We start from the raw sequence: 20795 nt of genomic DNA, 5'->3' as shown, positions 1-20795 counted from the left end.
CCCCCAGACGAGACGGATCAAGCCTGCCGCCAACGGGGCCATGTCTCCTGTCCCAGGCACAGCGCCACCGCACAGAGCGCGCCGTACAGATGCGCCTCGACCATCACCTCGCCGCCCATCCATGCACTGTGCATGCCCGCGGGCCCCTGGACCAGCTGCCAGCCGAGACGGGCGACGACTGCGAGCAGGCCGATCCAGGCCCAGCGGTCCCCGCGCCAGGCGCGCGGCGCCAGCACCCAGATGAACAAGCCATAGAGCACGCCCGAAAGACCGGCATAGTCCCGGGTTGCGGGCGACGCGACCATCAGCAACGCTCCCACGCCCAAGGCCAGCGCCGTGATCGCGGCAGCCCAAGCACGCGCGCTGCGCTGGCCGGCCCCCAATGCGGCACACAGCGCCAGCCCGCCTGCATTCATCAGACAGTGGGCCCAGCCAAGATGCACCGCATGCGCCGACAACAGGCGCCAGGCCTGGCCCTCGAGCACGCGCACGCGGTCGTAGCGCAGCGCTTCGTACATCGGCTCGCCGCCAGCCTGCAGTGCCAGCATCAGGACGAGGAGCGCCGCAGGGACGAGCCAGCTCGAAGCGGATCGACGCGGCGAAGATCGCACAGCACATTCAGGCATTCGGATCATGGTCCATGAAGCCGCATGGGAGGTGCTCAGGCCGCCCCACTGACCCTCACCCCCGCGCCATCAAGGGCCGGCGCCGGCTCCACACCAGCATCTGGTCCGCCGGCATCGGACGTGCAAAGAAGAAGCCCTGCAGCTCGTCGCAGCCCATGCCCACGAGGATGTCGCGCTGCCCGGCGGTCTCGACGCCCTCGGCGACCACGCGCAGGCCCAGCGCATGGGCCAGGCGCACGACGGCGTCCACCACGGCCCGGGCGTCGGCGCTGGTCTCCAGGTCGCCGATGAAGCTGCGGTCGATCTTGAGCTGGCGCGCCCGCAGCTGCCGCAGGTAGCTCAGGCTGGAGTAGCCCGTGCCGAAGTCGTCGATCGCAATGAATACGCCGATGCTGGCCAGCCGGCCGAACACCTCCTGCGTGGCGCGCACGTCCTCCATGGTCACCGTCTCGGTGATCTCGCACAGCAGCTGCGAGGGCGCGACGCCGTGGCGCTGCAGGGCGGCACCGATGCGGTCGACCAGGTCGGCCTCGTGCAGCTGATGGGCCGACAGGTTGATGGCCACGCGCATGGGCAGGCCCGCGGCGTCCCAGTCCTTCATCTGCCGGCAGGCCTCCTCGATCACCCAGTGGCCGAGCTGGCAGATCAGGCCGAAACGTTCGGCCACGGGGATGAACACGCCCGGGCTGATGATGCCTCGCACCGGGTGGTTCCAGCGCAGCAGCGCCTCCACGCCGGCGACCTCACGGCGCCGGCTGTCGATCTTGGGCTGGTAGTGCAGCACCAGCTCGCCCCGCTCGATCGCGTCGCGCAGCTCGGTCTGCAGGCTCAGCTGTTCATGCGCGTTGGTGATCATGTGCGGCTCGAAGAAGGCGTAGTGCCCGCCCCCCGCACGCTTGGCCGCATACATGGCCGCATTGGCATGGGCCAGCAGCGAGGTCTTGGGGCCCTGGTCCGGATGCATGGCGATGCCGACCGAGGCCGAGATGCGCAGCGCCGGCTCGACCTGGCCGAAGGGCCGGTCGATGGCCTCCAGGATGCGCCGGGCGACGTTGCTGCAGTCCGCCGTGTGCAGCACGTGCTCCATCAACACGACGAACTCGTCGCCGCCGAGCCGTGCCACGGTGTCGCCCGTGCGCAGCACGCGCCGCACCCGGTCGGCCACCTCGCGCAGCACGCTGTCACCCAGGGAATGGCCGAAGGAATCGTTGACCGGCTTGAAGCCGTCCAGGTCCACGAAGAGGACGGCCAGCTTGCGCAGGCCCCCGGCCCGGGCGTCCTCCAGCCGTTCGTCGAAGAAGGCCCGGTTGGGCAGGTTGGTGAGCGGATCCAGCACCGCGCGCCGATGCAGTTCCTCCGTCGCCTCCTGCAATTGGCTGTTGGCCTCGCGCAGCGAATGCGACAGCGATTGCGCGTGGCCACGCAGCCGCGCGTCGAGCAGCGAGGTGGTCAAGGTGAGCACCTGCATGAGCACCGTCGCGGCGATGATCATCATCAGCAGCCCTTCGCCCCCGAGTTCGTCGGCGCTGCGGCAGATGCTCCCGTCCAGATAGCTCGCGCCCTGCATGTTGACGTAGTGCGCGCTGATGAGGGTGAGCCCGATGCCCATGGCACTCGCCAGCTGGACCACCCGTCGCCGGGGCGCGGCGCGCTGGCGAAAGAACAGCCAGAGGGCCAGCCAGCCACCCAGCCATAGCAGCACGACGGAGGCGGCGACCAGGCGCAGATCCCAGAGGGCACCGGGCTCCATCTGCAGCGCCATCATCCCGACATGGTGGGTGGCCCCGACGCCCAGTGCAAAGACGGTGGCCGACAGCAGCAGGCCCAGGCGGCTCACGCTCTCGCGCCGCACCATCCAGAGCAGGAAACCCGAGGCACACACAGCGGCCACCCAGGACAGGCCGGTGAGCCCGTAGCTGTAGCCGATCGGCACCGGCAGGGAATGGGCCTTCATGCCCACGAAGTGCGAGGCCCAGATGCCCGTGCCCATGACGAGCGAGCCGCCCGCGCACCAGGTGCGGGCGATCAGACGGTCGCGCACGTTGACGCGCTGGACCAGGTCCAGCGCCACGAAGGAGGTGAAGATGGCCAGACCGACGGAGGCGACGACGATCCAGGGATCGTAGATGGCCGCCATCATGACGACGGACTGCAGCACGGTGCCGGATCGGCTCCGCGTGGATCTGACAGACGACCGCCTACCTGGCGGCCGCGCAGGTATCGCCGGGGCATCGTTGTTGGCATCGTTCTGGCGCCCTTCCCTCTTGTCCGTGGCTGGGCATGCCGGTCTTTCAGTCGATGGCCGCCGCACACCTCCCTGCGACGCCGCGCCCGATACCTATGTTAAGCGGACGTGAACGAAGTTCTCAGAGGGCCGAGGGCAGAATCGTGTAGGCCGAAGACGCATGAATGACGCCCGGCCGGATGCGGTCGCGGGGACGGGCGCAATCAGCCGGTTCGGGCCGCCGCAAGGACCTGCCGACCCGCGGCAACGAGTGCGGCATCGCTTTGCGGCGTGTGGACGCGTGCGCACAACACGTCCCGGTGGTGACGCTCCAGCGGATTCAAGCGCGAGAGGCCGTGGTTGCCGCTGAGCTGCAGGGCCAGCTCAACCGCGGTGATGGCATTGGTGACCACCGTGTGCTTGACCAGCCCGCTTTGTGCGGGCGCAGCGATCTCGCGAGCGTCGGTGCGCGCCGCCAGGTCGTCGAGCAGCACGCGGTTGCTGTGCAGCAAGGCCTCGATCTCACCCACCTTCTCCTGCACACGCGGCAGCGACGACAGCGGCGCACCGAGGCTGCCGGGGGCGCGCGACCGCAGGAAGCCCAGCAGCCAGCCGCGCGCTGCGCGCGCCACGGCGTCATACAGGCTGCCCAGCAGCGTGGCCATCCAGGCCTGCTGCTGGGCGAAGGCCTCGGCCTCGGCGGTGGTCGCGGCTTGGGGCGCCCACTGCGCGGCCGTGCGGATGTCCACCGCATGGTCCACCGGAATGCGCACACCTTCGAGCACCGCCTCGTGACTGCCCGAGGCACGCAGCCCCAGGTGGTCCCAGCTGGCGATGGTGCGCACGCCAGGTGCCATGCCAGGCACCAGGAAGAACCCGACGCGCGGCTCGGGCTCATCGGTGCGGCCCCACACCAGCAGCCAGGACAGCCGCTCGATGCCGGTGGTGTAGAGCTTGTGGCCGTCGATCACCCATTCGTCGCCCTCGCGCCGCGCCACGGTGCCCGGCAGGCCACCGCGCGCGGGCGAGCCGAGCTGCGGCTCCACGCGCAGCGCATTGACCAGGGCGCCTTCACGCGCGCCGCTGCGGGCCACGGCCTCGCCCAGGTGCGCCGGCCAGCGGCTGGCGGGATGACGCAAGGCCTGGTGCTGCAGGTAGGTCATGGTCAGCACCAGCGCGGTGGCGGGCTCGCCGGCCGCCACGGCCGCGACCACGCGGCGCGCCTCGGTCAACGTGGCGCCGCCACCGCCCCAAGCCGGGGGCGCCACCAGGCCGATGAGGCCCAGGCGTTGCAGTTCCTCGAAGTTGTCGTGCGGAAAGCGGCCAGCCAGGTCATGGTCGGCCGCCGTGGCCGCGAAGCGCCGCGTCAGCGCGGCCAGCGTGGCGTCGTCGACATGCGCCGCGGCCTCGGCAAGCGCAGGTGAATCCGCGTCCGCCTCGAAGGCGGACGCGTACAGGGTCTGGGGCAATGCACTCATGGGACCGCACTGTGGCGGCGCCCCGCGCGCGCAGGAACCATCGTTTGCGCATATCCAAACTCGGAATCCGACGTTCACGCGAAGGCCGCGCGCCGATACGGTTCGGCCCCATGCTGCGATCTTCGACCCCCACCTTCCGCGCCACGCGCCGCCGCCTGCTGCAGGCCGCCGCCCTGGCGCCCGCCGCGGCCTTTGCCGCCACCCGCAACGACCTCGCCGGCATCACGCTGCGCGTGGGCACCTACAAGGGCAACTGGCGCGCCCTGCTCGACGCCGCGGGCCTGCAGCAGGCGCCCTACCGCATCGACTGGCGCGAGCTCAACAACGGCGTGCTGCACATCGAGGCCATCAACGGCGATGCGCTGGACCTGGGCTCGGGCAGCGAGATCCCGCCCGTGTTCGCGGCGCGGCAGAAGGCCAACCTCAGGCTGGTGGCCGCCATCCATGAAGACCTGAACAACCAGGTCACCGTCGCCCGCAAGGACGCACCCATCCAGTCCATCGCCGACCTCAAGGGCAAGCGCGTGGGCTATGTGCGCGCCACCACGGCGCACTATTTCCTGGCCAAGCAGCTGGCCGAGGCCGGCCTGTCCTTCAACGACATCCAGGCCGTCAACCTGAGCCCGGCCGATGGCCTCTCGGCCTTCGCCCGCGGCGATCTCGATGCCTGGGCCATCTATGGCTACAACGGCCAGATCGCGCGGCTGCAGCATGGCGCGCGGGTGCTCAAGACGGGCGTCGGCTACCTGTCGGGCAACTTCCCGGTCTATGCCAATCCGCGCTCGCTGGAGGACGCACGCCGCCGCGCCGCCATCGCCGACTTCCTGCAGCGGCTGCAGCGGGCCTATGCCTGGGTCAACGGCAACTTCCTGGCCTATGCGCGCACGCAGTCGGCCGAGACCCGGATCCCGGTCGGCGACATCGTCGAGCTCTTCAACCGCCGCAGCGACGACTACGCCCTGGTGGGCGTGAGCGATGCCGCCGTGCGCAGCCACCAGGACGTGGCGGACACCTTCCTGCGCCTGGGCGTGCTGGACGGCCCCGCCGACGTGCGCCCGCTGTGGGACCGGCGCTTCGACGCCGCGCTGCGTGCCGGCGCGCCTTCCGCGGCCTGAGGCCGCATCCCCTCTTCACCCGTCCAGAAAGCCATCCATGAGCCACACCCCCACCGACGACCAGGTCCAGTTCATCGGCATGATCCAGACCCAGAAGGTCTCGGAGACGCATGCGCCGCGCGGCCCCGCCATCGACCGCGACTACGTGCGGGCCTTCGCGCAGGCGCACGAGCAGGCCGGCTTCGACCGCATCCTGGTGCCTCACCATTCCACCAGCCCCGACGCCACGCTCACCGTGGCCTACGCAGCCAGCGTGACCGAGCGCATCCACTTCATGCTGGCGCACCGGCCCGGCTTCGTGGCGCCCACGCTGGCGGCCCGGCAGTTCGCCACGCTGGACCAGTACACCGGCGGTCGCCTGGCCGTGCACTACATCTCCGGCGGCTCGGACGAAGAGCAGCGCCGCGACGGTGACTGGCTCAACCACGACCAGCGCTATGCCCGCACCGACGAATACCTGCAGGTGCTGCGCAAAGTGTGGACCGCCGAGCGGCCTTTCCACCACCACGGCGACCACTACCAGGCCGAGAACGCCTTCTCCGAGGTCAAGCCGGTGCAGACGCAGGACGACCTGCCCCATGTGCCGGTGTACTTCGGCGGCGCTTCCGAGGCGGCGCTGAAGGTGGCCGGCAAGCATGCGGACGTCTACGCCCTGTGGGGCGAGTCGCTGGACCAGGCCCGCGAGCTGACCACGCGCGTGCGCGCCGAGGCCGCACGCCATGGCCGGCAGGTCAACTTCTCGGTCTCCTTCCGGCCCGTACTGGCCGAGACCGAAGCCGCGGCCTGGGCCCGCGCCGACCGCATCCTCGAAGAGACGCGCCGCCTGCGCGTGGTGGCCGGCTATTCGCGCGGCGGTCCGCAACAGAGCGAAGGCGCGCGCCGCCTGCTCGCAGCCGCCGATCAGGGCCCACGCGTGGACAAGCGCCTTTGGACATCCATCGCGCAGGAGACCGGTGGCCGCTCCAACAGCACCGGCCTGGTCGGCACGCCCGAACAGGTGGCCGAGGCGCTGCTCGACTACTGGGAGCTGGGCGTCACCACCTTCCTCATCCGCGGCTTCGATCCGCTGGAGGACGCGCTGGACTACGGCCGCGAGCTGATCCCGCGCACCCGCGCCCTGGTGGCCGAGCGCGCCGCCGCCCGCCGTGCGCAAAGCCAACGCCGGGTGGCCTGAAGCCATGAACGCCCCCGTCCATCGCGAGCATCTCCAGCCCGCCGCCGGCGCGCTGCGCGCGCGCTTCCATGCCCAGCCGCAGGCGCGCTACTGGTTCGACCCGCCCCCGGCGCGCACCAGCGTCGAGGCCGAGCGCCGCCACCGCCAGGAGCGGCTGGCCGGCGCCTTCCGCCTCTTCGCGCGGCATGGCTTCGACCTGGGCCTGGCGGGCCACATCACGGCGCGCGACCCGGAGCTGCCGGACCACTTCTGGGTCAACCCGCTGGGCGTGCACTTCTCGCGCATCCGCGTGTCGGACCTGCTGCTGGTCAACAGCCGCGGCGAGACGGTGATCGGCGACCGGCCGCTCAACAAGGCCGCCTTCGCCATCCATGCCGCCATCCATGAACGCCATCCGGACCTGGTGGCCGCCGCCCACACGCACTCCACCTATGGCAAGGCCTTCTCCACGCTGGGCCGGCCGCTGCTGCCGCTGACGCAGGACGCCTGCGTGTTCCATGGCGACGTGGCGCTGTTCGACGACTTCACGGGCATGGTGGTCGACCTCTCCGAAGGCGCCCGCATCGCCGAGGCGCTGGCCAGACCGGACGGCGGCTTCGGCAAGGGCGCCATCCTGCGCAACCACGGCATCCTGACCGCCGGCGGCTCGGTCGAGGCCGCCGCCTGGTGGTACATCGCGCTGGACAACGCCTGCCACACGCAACTGCTGGCCGAAGCCGCCGGCACCCCAAGGCCCATCGACGAGGCCACGGCCCGCCACACCCATGCGCAGATCGGCGGGCCCGAAGGCGCGCTGCAGGCCTTCGAGAGCCTCTACCAGCCACTGGTGGCCGCGGAGCCCGACCTGCTGGACTGAACGCGGCGAGGCCCCCTGCTGCGCTGCACGCGCCAGCGCCACCGTTCCCACCCATCCCACTGCCATGTCCCCATTGGTGGCGCGGCCGCACCCATCCCAAATGACTTCCCCCGAACTTCCAACTTCTCTCTCTTCAGCCCCGCGACGCCGCTTCATCGCCGCGGGTTCTGCCATGGCCTGCGCGCTGGCCCTGCCCAGCTTGGCCGCCCGTGCCCAATCGCGCCCCGTGCTCAAGGCCGGCGACCAGAAGGGCGGCCTGCGCGCCCTGCTCGAAGCGGCCGGCGCGCTCGACGGCATTGCCTACGACATCCAGTGGTCCGAGTTCCCGGCCGCCGCGCCGCTCGCCGAGGCGCTCAATGCCGGAGCGGTCGATTCCGGCCCCATCGGCGACGCGCCGCTGATCTTTGCGCTGGCCGCCGGCACGCGCGTGAAGGCCATCGGCGCCAACCGCAGCGATGCCTACGGCACCGCGGTGCTGGTGCGGCCCGACTCGCCGCTGCGCAGTGCGGCCGACCTCAAGGGCCGCAGCGTGGCCACCAACCGCGGCTCCATCGGCCACTTCGTCACGCTCAAGGCCATCACCGCCGCGGGCCTGCAGCCGGGCGATGTGAACCTGCGCTTCCTGCCGCCGGCCGATGCCAAGCTGGCCCTCACGCAGGGCTCGGTCGATGCCTGGGCCACCTGGGAGCCCTACACCGCCATGGCCGAGACCGCCGGCCATGCGCGTGTGCTCGTCGGCGGCCGCGGCCTGCTGCCAGGCCTGAGCTACCTGGCAGCCACCGATGCGGCCATCGCCGCCAAGCGACCGGTGCTGCAGGACTTCCTGCAGCGCGTGGCCCAGGCCCAGCAATGGGCCAACCGCAACGTGGGCAGCTACTCGGCCACGCTGGCCCGCGTCATCGGCATCTCGCCCGAGGCCGCGCGCCTGCAGTTCGAGCGCCGCCAGCAGGCCTGGGTGCCCATCGACGAACGCGTGGTGGCCGACCAGCAGGCCACGGCCGACTTCTATGCCAGGGTGGGCCTGATCAAGGCGCCGCTGCAGGTGGCGGGCACCTTCGACAAGGGCTTTGCATTGCCGGGTTGAGCGGCGCACCGGCCGCGGAACGCCGGCCGGCGACGGACCCGAAAAGATAAATTGGCAAAAGCGGCACGCGAGGCGCTATCGACGTACGATGGGCTCGTTGATATGTGCAAGGCCTTCATTGCAACGGTCCTTTTCCGCTTCTCCCGGGTTTGTCCCGCGGCTGTGTCGAATCTCCCTTGTTGATTTTCTTGGCGTCTCTTCACCGGGAGCGCTTTCGCTTCCCGGCAATCCCGAAAGGAAATCGACATGACCACACAGACCGGAACCGTGAAATGGTTCAACGACGACAAGGGCTTCGGCTTCATCGCCCCCGACAACGGCAGCAAGGACCTCTTTGCCCACTTCCGTGAGATCCAGGGCGGCGGCTTCAAGACCCTGACCGAGAACCAGCATGTGCAGTTCGAGGTCGTCGAGGGCGCCAAGGGCCCCCAGGCCTCCAACATCCGCGCCGTGAGCTGAAGTCGCACGGCCCGATGGCCCGGCCGGTCTCCCAAGACGGCCTGGCCCCTCAAGCGCGGTTCGTCCGCGCTTTTCTCTTTCTGGAAGGCACCGTGGCATGAAGAACCTGCAGGAGGCCACCGAGCGCATCTGCGAACTCAAGGGGAGCCTGATCGCACTGGACGCGCTGCTTCCCGCACTGCTGGAAGCGCTTCCTCCCAGTGCGCACGACACCCTGGTGCGCTCATTCGAGGCCCATGCCGAAGCCGCACGCACGGTCATCCTGAACACACCCGTGTCGGACCATGTGCTTGCCGCCTTCGAACGCGACGTCGCCAGGACGCAGACGGTGCTCAGCGGGACTGCGCCGCCCCCGTCCGGCCAGGATGCGCGGCAGCCGGTCGAGTCCATTCTGCTGACGACCACGCACATCAGCACCTATGAAGGCGCGCGGCTGCTGACCGGTGCGAGCGGCTTCTTCTTCCGTCGCGACGACCGGCTGTTCCTGGTCACGAACGCCCATGTCCTTTCCGACGCGCCGAGCGCCCATGCGCCGGATCGCATCGAGATCGAGCTGCACACCGACGCCAAAGACCTGACCCGCTACGCCACCTTCTCGATGCCCCTCTATGAGAAGGGCCGCGCGCTGTGGCGGCAGGCGGCCGACACGGGCGGGCCGGTGGACATCGCCACCCTGGAGATTCAGACCGCCCGGCTGCCGGAGGGCGTGCAACTGCGGACCTTCGACGAATCGCACCTCGCGCCGCGCGGCGAGGACGTGGCCGTGGGCGACAACCTGACCGTCATCGGCTTCCCACTGGGCTTTCACGACACGGTCCATCACCTGGCCGTCGCCCGCAGCGCCTCGATCGCCTCCAGCTACGGCGTGCGCTTCCAGCAGAAGGGCCACTTCCTGACGGATGCGAGGACGCACCGCGGCAGCAGCGGCGCGCCGGTGGTCCGGCGAAGGCTGGGCAGCGACGCGGGCCCGCGGTCCTCGCTGGCCTCGTGGCAGCTGCTCGGCGTGCACTCCACGCGCATGGACATGCGCACCCGCGACCTCGTCAAGGACGAGTCGCTTGGCCTGAACTGCGCCTGGTACGCCGATGTGCTGAAGGTGCTGACCCAGGCGGCCTAGCGCCGGGCCGGCCGCCCGCGCAGTACGTCGCGACGGCCTGACGCCCTCGACAATGTCTCGGTGCGCCACCACCTCAGCCCCCAATTGCACGCGCAAGCATGGTCGCGCCCTTCAGGCCGATGGGCAGGTCCGCCACGGGCCGCCGAATGGGATCGCAGCCGCTCAGGTGTGCATCTCAGGTCGGCAGACCCGGCATGCGGCCGCCGACAGTCACCCCCACCACCCGATTACGACCTTCGCGCTTGGCGCGATAGAGCGCGCCGTCGGCCAGGCGCAGCAGCGCATCCGGCGTGTGCGGCTGCGCGCCCTCCAAGGTCAGCACGCCAAGACTCGCCGTGACATGGGCGGTCACGTCGGAATGCGCATGGGCGATGCCCAGCGCCGCGACGGCCAGGCGCGCCTGCTCCGCCACGGCCAGGGCCAGGGCCTGCGCATGCGGCGAGCCGGGCAGGATGCACGCGAATTCCTCGCGTTGAGCCGTATCGACACGGGCATGGAGCACCCTTGGTGACATGCTTGAAGATCCCACCGTTGAGGTGGCTCAGACCATCGTTGCCCGACGAGCCGAACGAATACCTGCCGGGCTGTGGCTTGACCGGGGCGATGAAAGACGGGAGGAGCACGGCATCTCCGGCAGCGGTGAGCCGCATGCCCTGGACGTCCTGGCAAACCGGGGCGTGCCCATGGCCTGATCCAGGTTCTTCTCCTGAATCGCTCGGCGCGGCGCGCCCACAGCGCTGACGGCCGCGCCTGGCCGCAGAACTGTCACAAACTCTTCCCAGAATCCCGGGCCTTGTCCTCACCCGAGATTCCGATGGTCCCCGCACCGAACCTCCGCCTTCGCACCCTCGTCCTTGCCGTCGCGAGCGCCGCCGCTCTCATGGCCTGTGGCGGCGGCAACGGCAACAACGTCAGCTTCACCCCCACCGCCAGCGGCACGATCGCTTCCGGCAGCGGCGGCAGCAGCCCCACCGCAGAGACCGTCACCGTCCCGGCCGAGCCTGCCGGCCTGGGCCGCACCGACACCGCCCCGATTCCCAGCGTGCTCGCCTATGTCGACACCGGCGCCACCAATCAGCGCGACAACCCCTGCACCGTCACACTGGACACCAATGCCGGTGCCCGCGTGCTGCAGGGCTTCCTGGACATCTGGACGCCCAGCTCGCTCAAGGTCGATGCCGGCGTGACGCTGGCCGCGGCCAACGGCTGCCCCGCCGTGTCGCCCTCGACCTGGAGCGGCATTCCCGGCGACAGCACCGACGGCACGGTGAAGAGCGCCACCATCCACGCCGCCAACATCAACTACGTCAAGACCGTCACCCAGGCGCGCACGACGGCCCAGGGCCTGGCGGCCTACCTGGACGACCGCCGCGGCAAGGGCTACAGCGTGAGCGACGGCATGGGCCCGCTCACCAGCGCCTGGCGCGCCGGCACGCAGCAGACCACCACCATCACGGCCGTGGACCCCAACACCGCCATCGCGCCGGCCGTCAACGACGGCGGCAACAACGTGGGCGTGGGTGCCTCGGGCGGCAACGCGAACATGGGTCTGGCGGTGGACTTCATCAACGGCCTGGCCGCCGGTTCCACCGAGCCGCCTAAGCGCTTCTACAAGTACGCCCGCCCCTGGCGCTGGAGCAGCGACGTGAAGGTGGTGCCCGCGCTCGAATCGGCCAAGAGCACCACGCCCGCCACCGACGGCGGCTTCCCCAGCGGCCACACCGCCGAGGCCTGGCGCGACACGCTGGCCATGGCCTACCTGGTGCCCCAGCGCTACCAGGAGCTGGTCGCCCGCGCGATGGAGATGGGCGAGAACCGCATCCTGGCCGGCATGCATTCGCCGCTGGACACGATGGGCGGGCGCGTGCACGCCACGGCCGTGGTGGCCTACAACCTCTCCAGCGTGGCCAGCTACAGCGACGCGGCCAAGAAGGCGGCCTTCGACCAGGCCCAGGCCTGGCTGCGCGCGCAGAGCGGCAGCGCCGACTTCAACGCCCTGGCCGCCTATGCCCGCACGCCGCGCACGACGGACGCCGCGCAGCCCGACTTCGACCGCTTCAGCGACACCGCCGCCTGGCGCCGCACCTACCTGCAGCGCATGACCTACGGCCTGGGCACCACCGGCGCCGCCGGCCAGCCGGCCACCGTGCCCAAGAGCGCCGAGGTGCTGCTGGAGACCCGCCTGCCCTACTTGAGTGCCGACCAGCGCCGCGTGGTGCTCAAGACCACGGCCATCGACTCGGGCTATCCCCTGGGCAACGACGGCGAAGGCTGGGGCCGGCTGAACCTCTTCGCCGCCGCCGACGGTTATGGCCGCTTCGACGGCGACGTGGCCGTGACCATGGACGCCAGCCTGGGTGGCTTCCATGCCCTTGACCGCTGGCGCAACGACATCGCCGGTGCCGGCAAGCTGACCAAGCTGGGCAGCGGCCAGCTGCGTCTGTCGGGCAACAACGTCTACAGCGGCGGCACCGTTCTGGCCGCGGGCCTAATGGGCGCCGACTCGGCCACGGCCCTGGGCAATGGCGACGTTTTCGTGAAGGGCGGCACGCTGGAGAGCACCGCGGCCGGCGCGCCGCTGACGCTGGCGGGCCGCTACACGCAGACCGCCGGCACGCTGAGCGTGGTGGCGGGCGCCAACGGTGCCGGCCTGCTGAAGGTGGGCGGCACTGCCGTGATCGCCGGTGGCGACCTGGCCGTGCGCTTCGCCAGCGGCTACGCGCCGAAGGTGGGCGACACGCTCACCGTGATCCAGGCCACGGGCCGCCAGGGCCGCTTCGGCAACGTCACGGTGCAGGGCTTCGGCAAGGTCAGCGTGAGCTACACCGCCAATGCGGTGCTGGTGCGCATCGACGGCGTCTGATCTGAGTTGACACCCCCCATGCCGCTTCGCGGCTCCCCCCTCTCTCGCGCCTTCGGCTTGGAGGGGGGCGCACCCCCCGGCCCGGCAAAGCCGGTTCCGCGGGTGCACTGGCATTGGCCTGCTCCGCGGCCGTCAGATGCTCCAGGCCGTGCCGGTTTCACGCTTACGGGTGCCACGCGACATTGCGGAGAACGGGTCTGAGCCCATCCACGGCTACCAATCGCCGCCGTTGCGGTTGGGCCCCAGTTGCAGGCCGTCGATGCCGGCTACCGGCCAGGCGCCAATCGCGTGGCAGGCATGGCCCGGCGCGACCAACGGTCCGCGCCGGGGCACGCCGTCGGCCGCGCGCACCAGCACCTCGACGGAATCCGCCGCACGGCCACAGCTCACGTCGATGCGGTGCAGGCCCGGTGCATCCACCGGGAGGTCGATCTCCCAGAAACCCGGGGCACCTGGTCGCATGGGCTGCGGGGCGGCATCGTCCAGCGCCGCCAGCATGGGTTCATGGGCCGCGCCGAAGCGCCGCGCCACCACGCGCACCCGTCCCGGCCGCGGCACCTGCCGGGCCTGTGAAGGCCGGGTCACCAGCCGAAGGTCGCAGGGCGACACGATCTGCACATGCGGCCACGCCGCGCCCAGCGGGCGGAAGCGCCAGCTCGGCACGCCGTCGTGCACGCACACCACCGAAAAGCCCGGCACGCCGCCGCCCTCCTCGATCTGCGCCGTCGAGCGGGTGGCCCCATAGACCACCGCGCCATCGTTGAGCAGCTCGTTGTAGTGCGTGTGGCCGGTGTCGACGAAGGGCACGCGCGCATCGGCCAGCAGCCGCGCCAATGCCTCGCTATCGGCCGCCATGTCGCCGGGATAGCAGTGCATGAACACCAGCGGCACCTCGCCCGCCGCCTCGGCCAGCGCCAGCTGGCGGGCGATGCGATGGCGGTGGTGGGAGTTGAGCCGGAAGTCCGGCCCGCCGGCGCCGCTGCCGACCACATCGACAAAGATGCAGCGGTGGCCGGCGATCACCTCGTGCTCCGGGCGCTGCGCTGGCGCAAACGCGGCCTCGTAGGCGGCCAGGCTGCCGCCTTCGAAATCGTGGTCGCCCGGGATCACGCGCCAGGGCAGCGCCAGCGGCGCCAGTGCCTCGGTGATGGCGGCGTACTGCGCGGGCGTCGCGTGGTTGGCGTTGTCGCCGGGCAGGTAGACGAAGTCGGCCTCGCGCGCATGGGCGTTGAGCTCTTCCACGATGGCCTGCAGCCGCGGCCGGGCGGCCCAGCCGTCGGCCTCGTCCATGTGCAGGTCGCCGATGTGGATCCAGGCGATCGATGCCGCGCTCATGCCGATGACTCCTTTAAGGTGAAACGAGAAGCGGGCCGCTCGCACACGCCCGCGCATGCCGGCCGCAGCATCGTGGCGAAGCCGATCCACAGCGCCAGCGACGCGAGCGCGAAGCCACCCAGCACATAGAAGGCGAGCTGGTAGCCGAAGAGCTGCGCAAGCCAGCCACCGATGGCGGGCGACAGGCTGGCGCCCAGGCCCTGCACGGTCATCACCGCACCCTGCCCCACATTGACGCGGCCGGTGCCGTCGAGCAGGCAGGCCACCAGCCCCGGCACCGCGACGCTCTGCAGGCCCGCCCCGATGCCGTCGAGCGCCTGCACCGGCCACACGCCCCAGCTGTCGATCACGCTGCCGGCGATCAGGCCGCGCAGCGGCAGCGAGGCGAAGGAGACCAGCATCACCAGCCAGTAGCCGCGCGTGGCCGACAGGCGCATGGCGGCCAGGGCGGTGACGATCATGACGGCCTGCGCCACCACCACCGTGAGCGCGGTGAACATGGCCGGATTGCCCTTGCCGGCGCCGACCACCGCCAGACCGTACAGCGGCAGCATGGCGCCGTTGCCCAGGTGGAAGCAGGCCAGCGCCGCGGCCAGGATCAGGAGCGGCCGGTTCTGCAGCAGCGTGCGCAGGCCCTGGGCCTGGCCACCATCGGCCGCGGCGGTCTTGCCGTCATGCGGCCCTTCGAGCCCTCGCGCGGCGCGGTGGTCGATGGTGCGCTCGGGAATGGTCAGCACCGAGAGGATGGCGAACACGCCGAACAGCGCCGCCAGGAAGAAGATGGCCGGCATGCCGTAGCGGAAGCCCAGCCACCCGGACAGCGCCGCGCCCACCATGTTGCCCGCGTGGTTCCAGGCCTGGTTGCGCCCGTTCTGCGCATTGAAGCCGCGCTGGCGCACCACGCCCAGCGTGATGCCCGCCACCGCCGGCCCGATGGCCGCCCCGGCGATGGCCGTCGCCACCTGGCTCACGGTCACCACCCACCCCGCCTGCGACCAGAGGATGAGGAAGGAGGCCAGCACTGTGCAGATGCCGGTGATCACCACCACCCAGCGCTTGCGCGCCGTGTGGTCGATGAAGGCGCCCGCTGGCACCGTCATGAGCATGCCGGCCACGCCGCCGGCCGTCATCACCGAACCGATGGCGCCCGGCTGCCAGCCGCGCTGCTGCAGGAAGACGCCCAGGAAGGGCCCGATGCCAGCCTGCATGTCGGCCATGAAGAAGTTGAGCGCGCACAGGGCACGTGTGGCGCGGCGCTTGTCCCCGCCCTGCCGGTCCCCGTCTGCTGCATTCGCGGAAGCCGCGAGGGTGGGCGAGTTGCGCATGGCGGGTGTCTCCAGGTGCGTGGATCAGCCAATCAGGAGCCGCGCCCCGATGGCCAGGACGAGGGCGGGCGGCATCACCAGCACGCCCACCTTCAGGAAGCGCCAGAAGCCCACGTCGTCGCCCTCGCGGCGGATGGCGGCCAGCCACAGGATGGTGGCGAGCGAGCCGGTGATCGACAGGTTCGGGCCCAGGTCCACGCCGATCAGCGTGGCATCGATCACCACCTGCGGCGGCTTCGCCTGCTGCAGCACCGTGCTGGCCAGCAGGCCCGCCGGCAGGTTGTTGACGACGTTCGAGCCCACAGCCACCACGGCACCGGCCACGGCCGCGGCGCCGTGGACGCTGCCTTGCACGCCGGCCATGAGCCAGTGGGCCAGCATGCCGATCACGCCCGTCTGGCGCAGCGCCTCCACCAGCACGAACAGGCCCGCCACCAGCGGCAGCACGCTCCAGGAAATGTCCTTGACCAGCGGCCAGGGGTTGGCCCGGTCGCGCACCAGCACCACGGCCGCCGTCAGCCCGCCCATGATGGCGGTGGGCAGGCCCAGGTCGATGCCCTTGAAGGACACCGTCATGAGCACGATGGCCGTGACGATCAGCGCGCCCAGCGCCGTCCAGCCGCCGGCGTGCAGGGGCTCGACCTCCACGCGCGGCTCGCAGGCGCCGGCCAGTTCCTTGCGCATGACCAGGCGCAGGCAGACGTAGGTGGCGCCGATGGCCAGCAGCGAGGGCAGGCCAAAGCTCTTGATCCACGGCCACAGCGAAGGCACGTGCGCACCGTAGAGCACCAGGTTGGCCGGGTTGGAGATGGGCAGCACGAAGCTCGCAGCATTGGCGATGAAGGCGCAGATGAACAGGTACGGCAGGGCCGGCGTGCGGGCCTTGCGCGCAGCGGCATATACCGCCGGCGTCAACACCACGGCCGTGGCGTCGTTGGAGAGGAAGGCGGTGATGACCGCGCCGATGGCGTATACCAGCGTGAACAGCCGCATCGGCGATCCGCCCGCCATGTTGACGGCGTGGCCGGCCACCCAGTCGAACAGCCCTTCGCGCCGCGCCGTCTCGGACAGCAGCAGCATGCCGATGAGGAAGAGGTAGACATCGTTGCCCTTGGCGACGGCACCCAGCGCCTGCTGCGCCGGCAGCAGCCCGAGCACGACGACGAGGGCCGCGCCGGCCACGGCCCAGATGGCCTCGGGCAGCTTGAAGGGCCGGATCAGCACGCCGGCCGTGGTGGCACCGGCGATGGCCCAGATGGTGAGGTGGGAAGACAGCATGGAAGGGGTCAGGAGGCGCCGCTGGGCGGCGCGGATGAAGCAGCCGGCAGCGACACGCGCGAAACATGGAAGCGGGCGATCATCGCAAGCCCGAGCCGGGCCAGCACCGACAGCGCCGTGCAAGCCAGCGTGATCGCCAGCAGCCAGCGCTCGGTGGCATGGGCCTGGACATTGCGCTGCGCCAGGAGCGCCGACTCGGCGTCGCGCATCTCGGCGATGACGGCCCGCACCTCGTCCATCGTGCGCTTGCCCTCGTCGCGCAGCACCAGGGCACGCGCGGCATCCGGGCCCTGGATGCGGCGGGCCTGCACAGTCTCATGCAGCTCGGCCAGTTTCAGCGCCACGCCGTACTCGAGCCGGTCCACGCGTTGCTGCTGTACTGCACTGTCGCTGACCAGGGTGCGCAGCCGTTTGGCCAGGGGCGCGATCTGCGCCAGGGCCCGGTCGTAGGGTTCGAGGTAGCGGTCGTCGCCGGTGATGATGAAGCCACGCTGGCCGGTCTCGGCGTCGATGGCATGCACGAGCGTCGATTCCAGCGTGGTCAGCACCTGGTAGGTGTGCTCGATCGAGGCGCGCTGAGACAGCAGCAACTGGTGGTATCGAAAGGACAGCACGCCCGCCACCACCAGCACCGCGACGAAGGGTGCCGAGCGCAGCAGGCTGCGGAGGTCGATGGCGCCGAGGCGTCGCATGGCGGGCTGATGGGGAGGGGTGTGACAGCGTGAGGCGTCATCACTCCAAGAAGCGTGCCAGGCGCCCGGGCCCGTCGGATCAAGCACTTGGCGATGGGTGCCGTTCTCGATGCATGAAAGGCAGACGGCGGGCTGTCCGCTTTGGGGACAGCCCGCCGTCAGGGGTGGGGTCGGAGGTCGGCGCCGCCGCTGCCAGGTTCACGCTCGGCGCATTGGGCGCCGATGCCGTCAGCGCTTGCCGAGTGCGTCGCGTCCCTGTGCCTCGTCAGCCTTGAGCGGAATGAAGATGCTCCATTCTTCGTCCGCGTATTTCTTGTAGCGCACGTGCTTCTTGTCGATGTCGAACTCGTAGTAGGGATAGACCTCGCGCAGGTTGAAGAAGGTGGCCGGCGCGAAGAACAGGATGTCCAGCGCCAGATAGCCGCCGTTGAACTTGAGCGGCAGGATGCCGTAGAACGGCGCCTTGCCCGGCGCCTCGGCCTTGAATTCATAGTTGCCGAAGCTGGTCGTGCGGAACGACTCCGAGCGCGGCACGCCCGATTCCTTCGAGGTGGCGATCGTCACCTGCGCATTGGACTGGACGGTCGTGATGTGGGTCATGGCGGTGCAGGCGGCGAGCGGCACGGTGGCCGCCAGCACCAGCAGACGGGCTGCTTTGTTCATGGTCTTGTGGATGTGTGATGTGGACGTCCCATGGCCACGCGCTGGCGGCCATGCTCCCGGTGCACGGAGGCTCCCTCGCTGCCGGCGCGCGGCAGTGTAGGAGCCGCCCTACAGCCAGCACGCCACTCCCAGCCCACTCCTGTGACATTGGCCACAGATGTTTGGCTCATGAGCAACCAACAACTGCGTCGTTCCCTGCCGAGCCCGGACTTTCCACAATGGGCCGCCCGCGCCCCTGCCATGCGCGATGGCCCGAGTCCAGGGCCCGAAAGCCGATCCGAGAAAGCCCTGTTCCATGAATTTCCAGCAACTGCGTTCGGTCCGCGAAGCCGTGCGCCGCAACTTCAACCTCACCGAGGTGGCCCAGGTGTTGCACACCTCCCAGCCGGGCGTGAGCCGGCAGATCCGCGAACTCGAGCAGGAGCTGGGCATCGAGCTGTTCATCCGCGCGGGCAAGCGGCTCACGGGCCTCACCGAGCCGGGCGGCCATGTGCTGCCGATCATCGAGCGGCTGCTGATCGAGAGCGGCAACCTGCGCAAGGCCGGCGAGGAATTCGCCACGCAGAACGAGGGCCTGCTGTCCATCGCCGCCACGCATTCCCAGGCGCGCTATGCGCTGCCCGAGGCGGTGCAGGACTTCCGCCGCCAGTTCCCCTCCGTGCGGCTGCACATCCACCAGGGCTCACCCCGGCAGATCGCACAGATGCTGCTCGAAGGCGAGGCCGACGTCGGCATCGCCACCGAGGCCCTGGCCGACTATCCCCAACTGGCCGCCCTGCCCAGCTACCGCTGGACCCATGCGGTGATCGCGCCGCCGGGCCACCCGGTGCTGGCCGAACCGCTCACGCTGCAGTCGCTGGCCAGACACCCGCTGATCACCTACGACAACGGCTTCACCGGCCGGCAGCGCATCGACGATGCCTTCGCGCAGGCGGGCGTGGAGGCCGACATCGCCCTCGCTGCGATGGATGCCGACGTCATCAAGACCTATGTGCAGCTCGGCATGGGCGTGGGCATCGTGGCCGGCGTGGCCTTCGAGGCCGAGCGCGATACCGGCCTGCGCGCCGTGGATGCAGGTGCCCTCTTCGGCATCAACCACACGCGACTGGCGGTGCGCCGGGGCAGCTACCTGCGGCGCTATGTGTATGCCTTCATCGAATCCTTCTCGCCGTCGCTGACGCGTGAGGTGGTGGAGGCGGCGGTTCGCGCGGACGGCACGGCCAACGTGCCGGACCCCGCGGTGGAACCGGAGCTCGCCGCCGACGTGGCCTGAACGCCGGCCAGGCCCTCAGTCCTTCTTGCCGCCGAAGGACTTGGCCAGGTCTCGCAGGAGGCGCTTGCGCACCTTCTTGCCCTGCGTGGCGAGCAGGCGCATGTTGATGTCATGGCGCTGCTCGGGCGCCATGGACTTCCAGGACTTGATCTCGGGGCGCAGACGCCCGCATCCCAGGCACCGCGCCTTGTCGGGACTGAGTTGGCATTGGCCGATGCAGGGGCTCGTCGTCAGAAGAATGGGCATCGGACCACCCTGCCACCCGCGCCCGGCACGCGCAAGCGGCAGCCGCCCTGTCCGGCCGAGAACCGTGTGCGCCGGGCGGGGTCATCCGCCCATGGCGATGGAATCATCCACGCGGCGGCATCGGCACCGCATGGACGGTCGCGCCCAGCACAGCGGCGGCGTTCATTGCAGCGCGGCCGGCCGCGCGTAGCCGGGGAAGTCACGGTCCAGCACCTGCTTGAAGAACGGCGACTTGAAGGCCGTCTGCAGGTCGGCCACCCAGGGCGCGCCCTTGTCGGGCGTGCGCACGGCGGCCACCAGCAGGTAGTAGTCGGGTGTCTTCTCCAGCGCCACCGCATCGGTGAGCTTGAGGCCCGAGGAAATGGCGAAGTTGCCGTTGATGACCGAGAAGTCGGTGTCGTCCAGCGCACGCGGCAGCTGGGCGGCTTCGAGCGGCACGAAGCGCAGCTTCTTGGGGTTGTCGGCGATGTCCTTCTCGGTCACCTTGAGCGGGTCGACGCCGGCCTTGGTCTTGACCAAGCCGTACTGCTCCAGGAAGACGAAGGTGCGGGCCAGGTTGGTGGGGTCGTTGGGCACGGCGATGCGCGCGCCTTCCTTCACCTCGGCCACGGTCTTGAACTTGCGCGAATACAGGCCCAGCGGCGCGATGGGACCCTGCACCACCTCCGCGAGGTCCAGCTTGTTCTTCTCGGCAAAGTTCTTGAGGTAGATGATGTGCTGGAAGTAGTTGGCGTCCAGCGAACCCTGGGCCAGGGCGTGGTTGGGCTGCACGTAGTCGCTGAACTCGACCAGCTTGACCTTGTACCCCTTCTGTTCGAGCTGCGGCTGGATGCCGCGTCGCAGCACCTCGATGTTGGAACCGGCGGTGGTGCCGATGACCAGCTCCTTCTTGGCGGGCGCGCTCGGCTGGGCGAACACGGGAAAGGCCAGGAACGCAGTCAGGCTGGCCAGGACGAGGGATCGGCGAAACGAAGGCATGGAAGAGAC

The 20795-nt window shown here is 70.2% G+C and carries 19 protein-coding genes; 8 read left to right on the top strand and 11 right to left on the bottom strand.

Going from position 1 to position 20795, the window contains the following annotated elements; genetic code table 11:
- Positions 1-17: 17 nt before the first annotated feature.
- The 3 genes from rrtA to BXA03_RS08325 form a co-directional block, all read right to left on the bottom strand.
- Positions 18-548 (bottom strand): rhombosortase, encoded by a 531-nt coding sequence (rrtA, locus tag BXA03_RS08335; protein ID WP_076506061.1) that lies wholly within the window; start codon positions 546-548, stop codon positions 18-20.
- A gap of 133 nt (positions 549-681) precedes the next feature.
- Positions 682-2784, bottom strand: a complete 2103-nt coding sequence (locus tag BXA03_RS08330; RefSeq protein WP_234983633.1) for a putative bifunctional diguanylate cyclase/phosphodiesterase — start codon at positions 2782-2784, stop codon at positions 682-684.
- Positions 2785-3074: 290 nt separating this feature from the next.
- On the bottom strand, positions 3075-4328 hold the full coding sequence (locus tag BXA03_RS08325) for an acyl-CoA dehydrogenase family protein (RefSeq protein WP_076506055.1): 1254 nt from the start codon (positions 4326-4328) through the stop codon (positions 3075-3077).
- Between the two features lie 110 nt (positions 4329-4438).
- Between BXA03_RS08325 and BXA03_RS08320 the strand changes: the two genes are divergently transcribed.
- The 6 genes from BXA03_RS08320 (at position 4439) to BXA03_RS08295 (ending at position 10133) form a co-directional block, all read left to right on the top strand.
- The gene (locus BXA03_RS08320) at positions 4439-5443 is read left to right on the top strand and encodes an ABC transporter substrate-binding protein (protein ID WP_076506052.1); all 1005 of its coding nucleotides are present in this window, start codon (positions 4439-4441) and stop codon (positions 5441-5443) included.
- A 37-nt stretch (positions 5444-5480) separates the two neighbouring features.
- On the top strand, positions 5481-6617 hold the full coding sequence (locus BXA03_RS08315) for an LLM class flavin-dependent oxidoreductase (protein ID WP_076506049.1): 1137 nt from the start codon (positions 5481-5483) through the stop codon (positions 6615-6617).
- A 4-nt stretch (positions 6618-6621) separates the two neighbouring features.
- The gene (locus BXA03_RS08310; RefSeq protein WP_076506047.1) at positions 6622-7473 is read left to right on the top strand and encodes a class II aldolase/adducin family protein; all 852 of its coding nucleotides are present in this window, start codon (positions 6622-6624) and stop codon (positions 7471-7473) included.
- Between the two features lie 100 nt (positions 7474-7573).
- Entirely contained in the window at positions 7574-8557 is a 984-nt protein-coding gene (locus tag BXA03_RS08305; RefSeq protein ID WP_076506045.1) for an ABC transporter substrate-binding protein, read from the top strand.
- Positions 8558-8803: 246 nt separating this feature from the next.
- Positions 8804-9016: a transcription antiterminator/RNA stability regulator CspE gene (locus BXA03_RS08300; protein ID WP_076506043.1), complete on the top strand. Its 213-nt coding sequence runs from the start codon at positions 8804-8806 to the stop codon at positions 9014-9016.
- Positions 9017-9113: 97 nt separating this feature from the next.
- A complete protein-coding gene (locus BXA03_RS08295; protein WP_083715959.1) occupies positions 9114-10133 on the top strand; it encodes a S1 family peptidase in 1020 nt (339 codons plus the stop codon).
- Positions 10134-10308: 175 nt separating this feature from the next.
- On the opposite strand, the gene BXA03_RS08290 is transcribed toward BXA03_RS08295, so the two are convergent.
- Positions 10309-10635 carry a diguanylate cyclase gene (locus tag BXA03_RS08290; protein WP_076506041.1) on the bottom strand — a complete coding sequence of 109 codons (327 nt, stop codon included), beginning with the start codon at positions 10633-10635 and terminating at the stop codon, positions 10309-10311.
- A gap of 312 nt (positions 10636-10947) precedes the next feature.
- Here BXA03_RS08290 and BXA03_RS08285 point away from each other — a divergent pair, with 312 nt between their 5' ends.
- Complete coding sequence (locus tag BXA03_RS08285) at positions 10948-12996, top strand: acid phosphatase (RefSeq protein ID WP_076506039.1); 2049 nt, start codon at positions 10948-10950, stop codon at positions 12994-12996.
- Positions 12997-13209: 213 nt separating this feature from the next.
- Here the strand turns inward: BXA03_RS08285 and BXA03_RS08280 are convergent, their stop codons facing one another.
- From BXA03_RS08280 to BXA03_RS08260, 5 genes are all read right to left on the bottom strand, one after another.
- Positions 13210-14331: a metallophosphoesterase family protein gene (locus BXA03_RS08280; protein WP_076506036.1), complete on the bottom strand. Its 1122-nt coding sequence runs from the start codon at positions 14329-14331 to the stop codon at positions 13210-13212.
- Positions 14328-15656: an MFS transporter gene (locus tag BXA03_RS08275; RefSeq protein WP_083715957.1), complete on the bottom strand. Its 1329-nt coding sequence runs from the start codon at positions 15654-15656 to the stop codon at positions 14328-14330. The genes BXA03_RS08280 and BXA03_RS08275 overlap by 4 nt, the downstream gene beginning before the upstream one ends.
- A 24-nt stretch (positions 15657-15680) precedes the next feature.
- Complete coding sequence (locus BXA03_RS08270) at positions 15681-16931, bottom strand: arsenic transporter (RefSeq protein ID WP_369822407.1); 1251 nt, start codon at positions 16929-16931, stop codon at positions 15681-15683.
- Positions 16932-16942: 11 nt separating this feature from the next.
- Positions 16943-17626, bottom strand: a complete 684-nt coding sequence (locus BXA03_RS08265) for a CHASE3 domain-containing protein (RefSeq protein WP_076506031.1) — start codon at positions 17624-17626, stop codon at positions 16943-16945.
- Positions 17627-17854: 228 nt separating this feature from the next.
- Complete coding sequence (locus tag BXA03_RS08260) at positions 17855-18289, bottom strand: hypothetical protein (RefSeq protein WP_076506028.1); 435 nt, start codon at positions 18287-18289, stop codon at positions 17855-17857.
- Positions 18290-18584: 295 nt separating this feature from the next.
- Here BXA03_RS08260 and BXA03_RS08255 point away from each other — a divergent pair, with 295 nt between their 5' ends.
- Positions 18585-19562 (top strand): CysB family HTH-type transcriptional regulator, encoded by a 978-nt coding sequence (locus tag BXA03_RS08255; protein WP_076506026.1) that lies wholly within the window; start codon positions 18585-18587, stop codon positions 19560-19562.
- Between the two features lie 15 nt (positions 19563-19577).
- Here the strand turns inward: BXA03_RS08255 and BXA03_RS08250 are convergent, their stop codons facing one another.
- Positions 19578-19808, bottom strand: a complete 231-nt coding sequence (locus BXA03_RS08250; protein WP_076506023.1) for a DUF1289 domain-containing protein — start codon at positions 19806-19808, stop codon at positions 19578-19580.
- Between the two features lie 162 nt (positions 19809-19970).
- Positions 19971-20786, bottom strand: coding sequence for a MetQ/NlpA family ABC transporter substrate-binding protein (locus tag BXA03_RS08245; protein ID WP_076506020.1), 816 nt, complete (start codon positions 20784-20786; stop codon positions 19971-19973).
- Positions 20787-20795 lie beyond the last annotated feature (9 nt).

The sequence above is a fragment of the Pseudacidovorax sp. RU35E genome (assembly GCF_900156165.1).
Classification (GTDB): Bacteria; Pseudomonadota; Gammaproteobacteria; order Burkholderiales; family Burkholderiaceae_C; genus Xenophilus.
The sequence above is the reverse complement of the archived record's forward strand: the minus strand, read 5'-3'. Positions and strand labels throughout refer to the sequence as shown.

Excerpts from the sequence above, each read along its gene's own strand:
- rrtA (WP_076506061.1), bottom strand. The coding sequence starts at position 548 with ATGCTGGCACTGCAGGCTGGCGGCGAGCCGATGTACGAAGCGCTGCGC.
- BXA03_RS08325 (WP_076506055.1), bottom strand. The coding sequence starts at position 4,328 with ATGAGTGCATTGCCCCAGACCCTGTACGCGTCCGCCTTCGAGGCGGAC.
- BXA03_RS08320 (WP_076506052.1), top strand. The coding sequence starts at position 4,439 with ATGCTGCGATCTTCGACCCCCACCTTCCGCGCCACGCGCCGCCGCCTG.
- BXA03_RS08315 (WP_076506049.1), top strand. The coding sequence starts at position 5,481 with ATGAGCCACACCCCCACCGACGACCAGGTCCAGTTCATCGGCATGATC.
- BXA03_RS08310 (WP_076506047.1), top strand. The coding sequence starts at position 6,622 with ATGAACGCCCCCGTCCATCGCGAGCATCTCCAGCCCGCCGCCGGCGCG.
- BXA03_RS08305 (WP_076506045.1), top strand. The coding sequence starts at position 7,574 with ATGACTTCCCCCGAACTTCCAACTTCTCTCTCTTCAGCCCCGCGACGC.
- BXA03_RS08300 (WP_076506043.1), top strand. The coding sequence starts at position 8,804 with ATGACCACACAGACCGGAACCGTGAAATGGTTCAACGACGACAAGGGC.
- BXA03_RS08295 (WP_083715959.1), top strand. The coding sequence starts at position 9,114 with ATGAAGAACCTGCAGGAGGCCACCGAGCGCATCTGCGAACTCAAGGGG.
- BXA03_RS08285 (WP_076506039.1), top strand. The coding sequence starts at position 10,948 with ATGGTCCCCGCACCGAACCTCCGCCTTCGCACCCTCGTCCTTGCCGTC.
- BXA03_RS08280 (WP_076506036.1), bottom strand. The coding sequence starts at position 14,331 with ATGAGCGCGGCATCGATCGCCTGGATCCACATCGGCGACCTGCACATG.
- BXA03_RS08275 (WP_083715957.1), bottom strand. The coding sequence starts at position 15,656 with ATGCGCAACTCGCCCACCCTCGCGGCTTCCGCGAATGCAGCAGACGGG.
- BXA03_RS08265 (WP_076506031.1), bottom strand. The coding sequence starts at position 17,626 with ATGCGACGCCTCGGCGCCATCGACCTCCGCAGCCTGCTGCGCTCGGCA.
- BXA03_RS08260 (WP_076506028.1), bottom strand. The coding sequence starts at position 18,289 with ATGAACAAAGCAGCCCGTCTGCTGGTGCTGGCGGCCACCGTGCCGCTC.
- BXA03_RS08255 (WP_076506026.1), top strand. The coding sequence starts at position 18,585 with ATGAATTTCCAGCAACTGCGTTCGGTCCGCGAAGCCGTGCGCCGCAAC.
- BXA03_RS08250 (WP_076506023.1), bottom strand. The coding sequence starts at position 19,808 with ATGCCCATTCTTCTGACGACGAGCCCCTGCATCGGCCAATGCCAACTC.
- BXA03_RS08245 (WP_076506020.1), bottom strand. The coding sequence starts at position 20,786 with ATGCCTTCGTTTCGCCGATCCCTCGTCCTGGCCAGCCTGACTGCGTTC.